6 protein-coding genes and 1 pseudogene are annotated in these 10,865 nt (G+C 58.5%); 3 read left to right on the forward strand and 4 right to left on the reverse strand.

Translation table 11 applies throughout. The features are described from left to right. From ACRESD_RS04015 to ACRESD_RS04025, 3 genes and pseudogenes are all read left to right on the forward strand, one after another. Nucleotides 1-219, forward strand: a pseudogene (locus ACRESD_RS04015) (hypothetical protein); the annotation flags it as partial. A 176-nt stretch (nt 220-395) separates the two neighbouring features. Then, nucleotides 396-2,369: a hypothetical protein gene (locus ACRESD_RS04020; protein ID WP_431749739.1), complete on the forward strand. Its 1,974-nt coding sequence runs from the start codon at nt 396-398 to the stop codon at nt 2,367-2,369. 273 nt (nt 2,370-2,642) lie between these two features. Further along, nucleotides 2,643-4,904 carry an autotransporter outer membrane beta-barrel domain-containing protein gene (locus ACRESD_RS04025; protein WP_431749740.1) on the forward strand — a complete coding sequence of 754 codons (2,262 nt, stop codon included), beginning with the start codon at nt 2,643-2,645 and terminating at the stop codon, nt 4,902-4,904. Between the two features lie 59 nt (nt 4,905-4,963). Here the strand turns inward: ACRESD_RS04025 and ACRESD_RS04030 are convergent, their stop codons facing one another. The 4 genes from ACRESD_RS04030 to ACRESD_RS04045 all read right to left on the reverse strand — a co-directional run bounded on the left by ACRESD_RS04030 (nt 4,964) and on the right by ACRESD_RS04045 (nt 10,694). Further along, nucleotides 4,964-5,425 (reverse strand): hypothetical protein, encoded by a 462-nt coding sequence (locus tag ACRESD_RS04030; RefSeq protein WP_431749741.1) that lies wholly within the window; start codon nt 5,423-5,425, stop codon nt 4,964-4,966. A 157-nt stretch (nt 5,426-5,582) separates the two neighbouring features. Beyond that, nucleotides 5,583-6,224, reverse strand: a complete 642-nt coding sequence (locus tag ACRESD_RS04035) for a DUF1345 domain-containing protein (RefSeq protein WP_431749742.1) — start codon at nt 6,222-6,224, stop codon at nt 5,583-5,585. A 216-nt stretch (nt 6,225-6,440) separates the two neighbouring features. Then, nucleotides 6,441-9,533 (reverse strand): multidrug efflux RND transporter permease subunit, encoded by a 3,093-nt coding sequence (locus ACRESD_RS04040; protein ID WP_431749743.1) that lies wholly within the window; start codon nt 9,531-9,533, stop codon nt 6,441-6,443. Between the two features lie 6 nt (nt 9,534-9,539). Beyond that, the gene (locus tag ACRESD_RS04045) at nt 9,540-10,694 is read right to left on the reverse strand and encodes an efflux RND transporter periplasmic adaptor subunit (RefSeq protein WP_431749744.1); all 1,155 of its coding nucleotides are present in this window, start codon (nt 10,692-10,694) and stop codon (nt 9,540-9,542) included. Nucleotides 10,695-10,865 lie beyond the last annotated feature (171 nt).

Genomic DNA, 10,865 nt, shown 5'->3' on the forward strand with positions numbered 1-10,865 from the left:
GCCTCGGGCTATATCTTCCGCATCACTGATGTCGAGCACTTGATCCGGCCGTTAAAAGATAACGCCGGTGGTGAGGCGAGCTACATGGTGACCCGAAACGGCGCCATCATTGGTCGTTCATCGTCCATGATTGTGCCCTTCGATCGCGTAGTGCCTGTTTCGCCACCTCCCCCCGAGCCGATTTACTGCTGGATAGGCGGCGATGGTCCTGAGCCTTGAGCCCGGCCATCTACTCCTCCGATCTTTCGAAGTAAAACGTGGTTGTTCGCCAGTCATTCGGCTGGCGCGAGTGTGTCCTGGTTTCAGTCTCCCAGCAGTAACTCAAGGACTGAACGAGCGATTAAGGCCCTGCAACCTGTGCGGTGCCTATTTCAACTAGCAAAGGAGAGACTGAAATGCCCACTACAACATCAGGGATCCTGGTTCTCAATCCGCCGACAATCAATGAGGCGTTGGATGATGCAACTGGCCTCATCCCGGCGGTCGTTGCACCCGTTGGCATCACCCTACAGTTGAACACCGGGACAGCATCCAGGTCGACCGACTGGATGGGCATCGAGATGCGCGATGTCACTGTGAGTCCGCCCACCTGGTTCACCCTTCTGGCGCCTTATCAGATCAACGTGAACCCGGTTCCTCCGATGATCAGCAAGTTTGTCCCTGCGCCTGTACCCGAGTTCAGGCATGGCTTTTACGAACTCAGAAATACTCAGTACCGTAATCTGGCGGGTGTACCAGGGCCTTCCCTCGACACGTCCAACCCAGGTGCATTCCGGGTCGATACCATCGCACCTTATGCCACAGCAACCTCACGTGAGCAGCCGACTGTTCCGACGTTTAACAATGCGCCGCCTGGCCAGGTTATCGATAACAACTTTTTGATAAATCAGGGGGGCGTCGATATTGGCATTCCTCCCAATACCTATGGTCCGCAGACCGGGCGGTTTGAAGCCGGAGACAGGTTCACCGTGTACTTCAGCCCGGTCATGGACCCTCGGCCGCAGTATGATGTGAGTGGCCTGGTTCCCATGCAGCCCACAGGAGGCACATTTTTCCTGCCAGCAGCACAAATAGTATTAAGTGGGTTGTTTTATATTTTCTACACCATCACTGACCGAGCGGGAAATGTCAGTCGCCCTTCATTCGTGGACTTTCGTACGGTTGCCTTGTTGGCCGACCCAGTGCCACTGCCACCTGTTCTTCCACTGGCACCTGATCCCATTGGCGGCACGGACGATTTGCTCGACATTGCCGATTACGTCGCTGGCATTGAACTGCATATCCAGCAGTACCTTAATTTCGCCACAGGGGTGGACAAATTCGAAGTGCAGTGGGAAGCACAACTCCCTGGACCGCAATCACCTCCGCTCGCCAATTTTGATGTGGTCTTCAACAACATGAATGCTGCGATCAAAGCGGCTTACACTGCGACGCTTGGTCCGCAGACGGTTGACGTGCGTTATCGGATTGACCGTAACGGCGTATTTTTCCCCTCTCCCACTAAGCAGGTCCGCCTTGACTTGTCGGTAGAAGGGCCTGTGCTGCCAGGTACGCTCGAACCCGGGGATGTCAATCCCGCCTTGAACCTGGCAGAGGTTTTTGGCGCAGCCTCGCGTCCTGAATTGAACACCTTGCGTATCGGCGACGCGAATCAGCTGGTTGATATCGAAATACCACTCTGGACTATTGCGGCATTACCCCATGCCAATAATCGGTTCTTTCTGTTCTGGGGCGTCGACAAGGAGCGTGTGGGGCCTTTCCCACTGAGCACCACAACGCCCGGCGCCAGAGCCACATTCCAAATTCCCTGGGATGTGGTAGCACGCCACGGCAACGGTCCTCAACCTGTCAGTTATGTTGTCACCGGGCCCGGTACCACCAACGAAAATCCATCAGGCATCACTACCGTCAATGTGATCGATGCGGTGACGGTAGAACTAGCGTCTGCTCAATTCCAACGTCTTGATGCCAATGGCGAGTGGAGCTGTCAATCCTTGGTCCAACGCGCTCCTGGAACACCTCCGTCCTACTTCGCCCAGGTATTCATTCCCGGAGATCCTCGACTGGTGGTCGGCAATATAGTGACGGTACACGTGAGTATCTCGAGCGAGGCCTTCGGCTTCCCTCCTGGCCCTTTCACGCAAGACTTTCCGAGTCAACCGTTGACACTGGGTGATGTGGACAATGGCTTCAACGTCGATATCCAGTACCGCCCCTTCCTGACGCAGGTGGTGCTGGGGCCTTGCGAGGTCACCTATACAACCACGGTAGACACAGGGGCAACGGGTCATGGTGCGTTGGCCGATGTGTATACCGTCTTCTCCAACCCGGACACATACTGCGATGGGATTGAAATCGTAAGACCTTAAACTCAATAGTCAGTTGGAGTCACCCAAGGGAAGCATTGCTTCCCTTGGGTGTTTTTGGCGTTTGAAAATTGTTCTTTCCAGATAGTTTTTTTGTCTTCGATTCAGTTGATTGATCTTTATAGGAGCACCTATTTCGTTCGCTCAATTTGTTCAGATAAGTCCTACAGCCATGGGTATGTTCGCTGCGTAACCTCTGCGCCGCACAGGTAAGGCTCCATTCCGAGGGAACGAGCCAAGCCGTTTCGAAGGCACTATCCCAGAGAGTGAACTCCTATGTCCCTATTGAATCACTTCGAGCTCAAACCGTTGAGCAAGATGATGAAAGTTCCGACTATTACTTTTCTTATGTTTGCAGCTGTTCAAAGCACCGCACAAGCCGGTCATTTGGTTGGTGAGTCAAAAACCATTGATGGCACAGCACCTAAAAGTGACTGGCAACTGGACCAGAATTCTGAGCTGACTGTAAACGGTGCCAGGGCAGGTCATATTTTGGCCAACGATTCGGCGCTGATTGCCAACGCCGGCAGCCGGATTGATGATATTCGAGCCACCCAGGGCTCTTTCGTGAGCCTGAACGGCGCCACCGTGAATTCAAACCATGCGGAGTTCGGTGCGGTACGCCTGGATGATAGCGATGCCCAAATTCGTGGTAGTGACATAACCAGCCATACCACGATAGGCCTGCAAGCATTCCAGAGCCACAACTCCGATAAGGGGGCGGTTGCCGAGGTATTTGACAGTTCCATCCGTGGTGTCATCGGCGGGGCAGCGGCGAATGGTAACAGCGAGCTGCATTTCGAAAGGAGCACTGTCGAAGGCACCGACGCCGACAGTTTTGGCATATTGCTCGACAGCGCAACGGCCAGTGCCAGCCAAAGCAGGATTGTGGGTGGCAAGAACGGTGTGGTGTTCAGCGATGACTTGGGCGACAGTGGCGTTGGCAGACTGGTCTTGGATAACTCCAGTGTCGAAGGTCGCACCGGTTCCGCCCTTGTTGTGAATGGCGAGTATGGCTCGTCTACCGAAGTTGAAATTGATGTGCGTAACGGTTCGACCCTGACCGCTGGCAACGGCACACTGCTGGAGGTCAATGGCGGTGCAACAGCCAACATGCAGGTCGACAACAGCCGCTTGAACGGCAACGTCATTGTCGAGGACGGCAGCGCGGCGCATTTGAGCCTGCAGAACAACGCCGGCCTGACCGGCCAGTTGAAGAATGTCAGCAGCCTGAACATAGGTGATGCGTCGTTCTGGGAATTGACCGGCGACAGCCAGGTGGGCGCTTTGAACCTGGCTGGCGGTACCGTGAAGTTCGGGGCGACCGATGCCTTCTATCAACTGGACCTGAACAGCCTCGACGGTAACGGCACCTTTGTCATGGGCACCGATTTCGCTCGTGGCATCACCGATTTCCTGAACATCGAGGGAGAGGCCAAGGGTAATCACAGCCTGTTGCTGGCTGCCAGCGGCGCAGAGCCAGTCAACCCCGAAGAGATTCGCATCGTACACACCGGTGGTGGTGATGCGCAGTTCTCCCTGCTGGGTGATGTAGTTGACGTAGGTGCTTACTCCTACGGCCTGAAAAAAGAAGGTACCGACTGGTTTCTCGACCCGAATAATCGTGTGATCAGCCCAGGCACTCGCTCGGTACTGGCGTTGTTCAACACAGCACCGACCGTGTGGTACGGCGAAGCGACCTCACTGCGTACACGCATGGGTGAATTGCGTTTCGAGCCAGGCCAGGCGGGTGTGTGGATTCGTGGTTATGGCAACAAGTACAAAGTGGCTGACACCACTGGCGTTGGCTACAGCCAAAACCAACAGGGCTTTACCTTGGGTGCTGATACGCCTTTGGCTGACAGCCAATGGTTGGTGGGTGTGATGGCGGGTCACAGTTCGTCTGATCTGAACCTCAAGCGTGGCACTTCCGGCACCGTGAAGAGCTACTACCTGGGTGCTTATGCGACGTGGCTGGATGACGAAAGTGGCCTGTATTTCGACGCTGTAGCCAAGGTCAACCGGTTCCAGAACGAGTCCAAGGTCGGCCTGAGTGACGGCACCTCGTCCAAGGGCAAGTACAGCAACACCGGTGGCGGTTTGTCCGCTGAATTCGGTCGCAATATCAAGCTGGATGACGGTTTTTTTGTCGAGCCTTATGCCCAAATGTCCACCGTCGTAATCCAGGGGGGCAATTACAACCTGGACAATGGTCTGCACGCCAAGGGTGAGCGCACTCGTTCAATCATGGCCAAAGCGGGCGCGACGGTCGGCCGGGATATCCAACTCGACAGCGGCAGCGTGGTCCAGCCTTATCTGCGGGCGGCGATGGTGCATGAGTTTGCCAACAACAATAAAGTGTCGGTGAATAACAATGTGTTCAACAACGACCTCTCAGGCTCGCGCGCTGAATTCGGGGCGGGTATGGCGGTGAAGCTGTCGCAGAACCTGCAACTGCATGCTGACCTTGAGCACAGCAGTGGGGGCAAAGTCGAACAGCCTTGGGGCGCTAACGTAGGTGTGCGTTACACCTGGTAAACGCCAGTCATTGCGCAACGCCCGTATCGAAAGCTACGGGCGTTTTTTTGGATAAAGCATTAACTGACCAGGTCGAAGTCCACATCCACGACATGCGAGTTACCGTTGGGGTCGGCTTCGGTGGTTCCTCTTAACTCACCACTGATCGCGATAACGCCATGGCTGAGTGTCAGAATCGTCAATGTCCCTGCGGTGCAGTCCACCGAGTAGTGCTCCGTAGGGGACCTGAGTGAGTACCACACGGCTACTTCGGTGAACTCCTGTTTGGACAAATCGATGATGGACCCGGTGCGAACGTTATCAGGAATACGTATATGAATTTCTTTAATGGTCACGGAGTTGTCTGCGTGCCGCCCATCAATATTGTAGAGCGCACGCTCAGGGTCATGCTGGAGTGTAGTGGTTTGAAAAATGACTTCGACCGAGTCGATTGTTGCATCGAATGTGCCTGTCGCCGTCAGGCGTTTTGGCCGCAAGTATTTTTCCTGAGCGAGCGTTGGCTGTGGTTGCAGTAAGGACATGATCGCTTCTCCATCGCTGATGAGTGTGCGCGTAACAGAGACATTAACGGCTCTGTTTGCAGCATCAAATAGCAGAATGCCCGCCTTGTATACTGTCAAACTTGACAGTATACGGCCGTCGTAACTCATATCTCCGTCTGGAAAGATGTGTGCAGCGTTATCCAAACAGCCCGGCGGCGATATTGATCGAGAAACCCAGAATCGCCGTGTTGAACAGAAAACCGATCAACGATTGCCCAAGCACCACTTTACGCATGCTGCGCGTTGCAACGCCCACATCGGACGTCTGCACCGCCACGCCAATGGTGAACGAGAAATACAGGAAGTCCCAATAGTTCGGCGTGAGCAGGCCCTCGGCAAAGCGCAGCGCCGGCTCCTTGCCATCCCAGGTGTAATACAGCCGGGCGTAGTGAACGCTGAAGATCACCCCGATCAACAGCCACGAACCGATCACCGTCAACCCGGTAAAGCCGTAGTGCAACAGGCGCTCGGTGCTCGCCAGGTCTTTGCTGCCGATCAGTTCGAACGTGATGGCCGCGAGGCTGGCAATGGCCGCGATGCACACCATGAACAGCACCAGGCCGGCGTTTTCATCCTCGATTTCAGCGATGCGTTGTACGTCCGGGGCTTTGGCGCGGATGGTCAGCCACAGCATCAAAACCAGATAGGTCCACACGCCAGCATTCCAGCCGATGAGGATCTTGCTCAGAAGAGTGTCGGCCGGTACCAGGATGCCGACGATAATGCCCAGCGCAGCGGCGGTGGAGAGGCGAGGGTGGGTGCGGGTGAAGAAGGGCATAGGTGCTCACGGCTGACGGTGTGTCAGCAGACTCTACCTGATCATGGGGGCGACCAATAACCCTTGTGTGGGAGCTGGGCTTGTCGAATCGTCGCACCGCCGCGATGCAGGCACCTCGGTGTGTTAGTCACACTGCGGTGATGCCATCGCAGGCAAGCCAGCTCCCACACAAGCCAGCTCCCACATTTTTTGACTGTATACCCCTCAAGAAGGGGTTTAGCGGGGGCGTTTCTTCACCAGCTTCATGACCACTACAAAGAACACCGGCACAAACACCACCGCCAGTGTGGCCGTGATCATCCCGCCAATCACCCCTGTACCAATCGCCTGCTGGCTTGCCGAACTGGCGCCGGTGGCAATCGCCAACGGCACCACGCCGAGAATGAATGCCAGCGACGTCATGATGATGGGCCGCAGGCGCAACCGCGCAGCTTTCAAGGTAGCGCCGATCAGGTCGTCCCCTTGCTGGTACAGATCCTTGGCGAACTCGATGATCAGAATCGCGTTCTTCGCCGACAGGCCGATGATGGTGATCAGGCCCACCTTGAAAAACACATCGTTGGGCATACCGCGCAAGGCCACTGCCAGCACCGCGCCGAGCACGCCCAGTGGCACCACCAGCAAGACCGAGGTCGGTATCGACCAGCTTTCATACAGCGCCGCCAGGCACAGGAACACGATCAACAGCGACAGGCCGAGCAGCAGCGGTGCCTGGGAGCCGGACAAGCGCTCCTGCAATGACAGGCCGGTCCATTCCTGGCCCAGGCCGGCGGGCAGTTGGCTGACCAGGCGCTGGATTTCTTCCATCGCCTCGCCGGTACTGTGGCCGGGCGCCGCTTCGCCGGAAATGGCGATGGCCGGGTAGCCGTTGTAGCGCGTCAGTTGGGCCGGCCCTTGGGTCCACTTGGCTTCGACAAAGGCCGACAGTGGCACCATCTTCCCGGCGTTGTTGCGCACGTTGATTTTCATCAAGTCCGCCACCTGGCTGCGCTGGTCACCTTCAGCCTGCACCACCACGCGCTGCATGCGTCCCTGGTTGGGGAAGTCGTTGATGTAAGCCGAACCGATGGCCGAGGACAGCACATTGCCGACGTCGGCAAACGAAACGCCCAGGGCGTTGGCTTGCTTGCGATCCACCTGCAACTGCACTTGGGGCGCTTCGGCCAGGGCGCTTTCGCGCACGTTGGCCAGGATCGGGCTTTTCTCGGCGGCTGTCAGCAGTTCGGTACGCGCCGCCATCAACGCGGCATGACCAACACCACCACGGTCCTGCAAACGGAACTCGAATCCGCTGGAAGTGCCCAGGCCGTCTACCGGGGGCGGCAGGATCGCATAGGCAACGGCGTCCTTGAGCTCGGTGAAGGCCATGTTGGCGCGGTCGGCGATCGACGCCGCCGAGTCATCGCTGCCCCGTTCCGACCAGTCCTTGAGCGTGGTAAATGCCAAGGCCGCGTTTTGCCCGGAGCCGGAGAAGCTGAAGCCCATGATCATGGTGGTATCACCCACGCCAGGCTCCTCGGCGTTGTGCGCTTCGATCTGCTCGGCCACCTGCACCGTGCGGTTCTTGCTCGCACCCGGTGGCAGCTGGATATCGGTGATGGTATAGCCCTGGTCTTCCACTGGCAGGAACGAGGAGGGCAGGCGGCTGAACATCCATCCCAGGCCCACCAGCAATACCAGATAGATCAACAGGTACCGGCCGCTGCGCTTGAGGGCATAGGCCACCCAGCCTTCATAGCGATTGGTGAGGCTTTCAAAGCGCCGGTTGAACCAGCCGAAGAAACCGCCCTTTGCATGGTGTTCGCCCTTGGCAATCGGCTTGAGCAACGTGGCGCACAGGGCCGGGGTCAAGGTCAGGGCGAGAAACGCCGAGAACAGGATCGACGTGGCCATCGACAACGAGAACTGTTGGTAGATCACTCCCACCGAGCCTGGCATGAACGCCATCGGCAGGAATACTGCCACCAGCACCAACGTGATACCCACAATGGCCCCAGTGATCTGGCCCATGGCCTTCTTGGTCGCGTCCTTGGGCGACAGGCCCTCGGTGGCCATGATGCGCTCGACGTTCTCCACCACCACAATCGCATCGTCCACCAGGATACCGATGGCCAACACCATGCCGAACATGGTCAGCACGTTGATCGAGAAGCCCAGCAACAGCATGGTGGCGAAGGTACCCATCAAGGCAATCGGCACCACCAGCGTCGGGATCAAGGTGTAGCGCACGTTCTGCAGGAACAGGAACATCACCGCAAACACCAGCGCCATCGCCTCCAGCAGGGTGTAGACCACCTTGGTGATCGAGACCTTGACGAACGGCGAGGTGTCGTACGGGATCTTGTATTCCACGTTGGCGGGGAAGTAGCGCGACAGCTCGTCCATCTTCGCCCGCACCAGGGTCGCGGTGTTCAGCGCGTTGGCCCCCGGCGACAGTTGCACGCTGACGGCGGTGGACGGCTTGCCGTTCAGGCGCGTGGAAAACTGGTATTCCTGGCTGCCGACTTCCACCCGTGCCACATCACCGATGCGCACGGTTGAGCCATCCGGGTTGGCTTTGAGCACGATGTCGGCGAATTCCGCTGGCGTCGACAGTTGGCCCTTGACCAGGATCGCCGCGGTGATTTCCTGGGTCTTGGTGCCGGGCAAATCACCGATGCTGCCCGCCGAGACCTGGGCGTTCTGCGCGCTGATCGCGGCGTTGACGTCGGCCGGGGTGAGGTTGAAGCCGATCAGCTTCTGCGGGTCGATCCAGATGCGCATGGCGCGCTCGGCGCCGTACAGCTGGGCCTTGCCCACACCGTCCAGGCGCTTGAGTTCGTTCATCACGTTGCGCGCCAGGTAGTCGCTGAGCGCCACGTCATCGAGCTTGCCGTCGTTGGACGTCAGGGTCACCAGCAACAGGAAGCCGGCGGAGACTTTCTCCACCTGCAAGCCTTGCTGGGTCACCGCCTGGGGCAGGCGCGGTTCCACCGCCTTGAGACGGTTTTGCACGTCCACCTGGGCCATTTCCGGGTTGGTGCCCGGCTGGAAGGTCGCGGTGATGGTGGCCGAGCCGAGGCTGCTCTGGGATTCGAAATACAGCAGATGATCGGCGCCGTTAAGCTCTTGCTCGATCAGGCTGACCACACTTTCGTCCAGGGTCTGGGCCGAGGCACCCGGGTACACCGCGTAGATTTCCACCTTCGGCGGGGCGACGTTGGGGTACTGCGCCACCGGCAACTGCGGGATGGCGAGGGCGCCGGCCAGCAGGATGAACAGGGCGACCACCCAGGCGAAGATCGGGCGGTCAATAAAGAACTGCGGCATGGCGGGTTATTCCTTTACGAGATGGCCCGAGGCAGGGCTGTCATCCACTTCGACTTTTTCACCGGGGCGCGCGTGTTGCAGCCCTTCGACGATGATGCGATCGCCGGCCTTGAGGCCACTGCTGACGATCCAGCGGTCCTCGACCACGGCACCCAGCTCCACCGGTTGCTGGCTGACGGTCTGTTCGGCATCCAACAGCAGCACCATCGGTACACCGGCACTGTCGCGGGTAATGGCGCGTTGCGGCACACTGATGCCTTGCTTGTCGACGGCCTGTTCCAGGCGCACCCGCACAAAGCTGCCGGGCAACAGGTCGAGGTCCGGGTTGGGGAACTCGCTGCGCAGGATGATCTGCCCGGTGCCCGGGTCGACGCTGATTTCGGCAAACAGCAATTTGCCCGGCAGCGGGTACAGGCTGCCGTCGTCCTGGATCAGCGTAGCCTTGGCCTGGTCCTGGCCGACCTGCTTCAAGCTGCCGGCGCGGAAAGCGCGACGCAGGTCATTCAGCTCGCGGGTCGATTGGGTCAGGTCGGCGTGGATCGGGTCCAACTGCTGGATGATCGCCAGTGGCGTGGCTTCGTTCTGCCCGACCAGTGCACCCTCGGTCACCAAGGCGCGGCCAATACGCCCGGAAATCGGCGCAGTGACGGTGGCATAGCCCAGGTTCAGCTTGGCGCGTTCGACGGCGGCCTTGTTGGCGGCGACTTCGGCGTTGGTCTGGCGCAGGTTGGCGCGGGCGTTGTCGTAGTCCTGGGCGCTGATGGCGTTGCCCTCAACCAGTTGGCTGTAGCGTTGCTCTTGCAGGCGCGCCTGGAACGCATTGGCCTCGGCTTTGCTCAGGTTGGCCTGGGCGCTGTCCAGGTCGGCCTTGAAAGGGGCCGGATCGATGCGGAACAGCACATCGCCTTGCTTGACGTCGTGACCTTCCTTGAACACCCGTTGCATCACCACACCGGCCACCCGTGCACGCACTTCGGCGATACGCGGCGCGGCAATACGCCCGCTCAGCTCGCTGGTGATGGACAGGGGCTTGGCCTGAAGGGTTTCGATGCGGACCTTGGCCAGGGGCATTTCCGGCGCCTCGTCGGCCGATTTGCCGCAAGCGCTCAGGGCCAGCGTCAGGGCCAGCAGGCAAAACGGCGCAAACAGATTCTTCGACATGCTCATATCCCAATAATGACTGGTGCATCCTAAAGACACCTGCGCCGTGGTGCTGTGAAGCTGTGTAGCTCGTCTGTGAAGAAATGTAAGGTGCGGCGCGCTGGGCGCCGAGGGCGTATATCCTTGCACAACCTTGCAGACACTGGAGATCCAATGTGGGAGGGGGCTTGC

The sequence above is a fragment of the Pseudomonas sp. genome (genome assembly GCF_050739995.1).
GTDB lineage: Bacteria > Pseudomonadota > Gammaproteobacteria > Pseudomonadales > Pseudomonadaceae > Aquipseudomonas.

Bases quoted from the DNA above. Each gene is read 5' to 3' on its own strand.
- ACRESD_RS04020 (WP_431749739.1), top strand. From the start codon at position 396: ATGCCCACTACAACATCAGGGATCCTGGTTCTCAATCCGCCGACAATC.
- ACRESD_RS04025 (WP_431749740.1), top strand. From the start codon at position 2,643: ATGTCCCTATTGAATCACTTCGAGCTCAAACCGTTGAGCAAGATGATG.
- ACRESD_RS04030 (WP_431749741.1), bottom strand. From the start codon at position 5,425: ATGTCCTTACTGCAACCACAGCCAACGCTCGCTCAGGAAAAATACTTG.
- ACRESD_RS04035 (WP_431749742.1), bottom strand. From the start codon at position 6,224: ATGCCCTTCTTCACCCGCACCCACCCTCGCCTCTCCACCGCCGCTGCG.
- ACRESD_RS04040 (WP_431749743.1), bottom strand. From the start codon at position 9,533: ATGCCGCAGTTCTTTATTGACCGCCCGATCTTCGCCTGGGTGGTCGCC.
- ACRESD_RS04045 (WP_431749744.1), bottom strand. From the start codon at position 10,694: ATGTCGAAGAATCTGTTTGCGCCGTTTTGCCTGCTGGCCCTGACGCTG.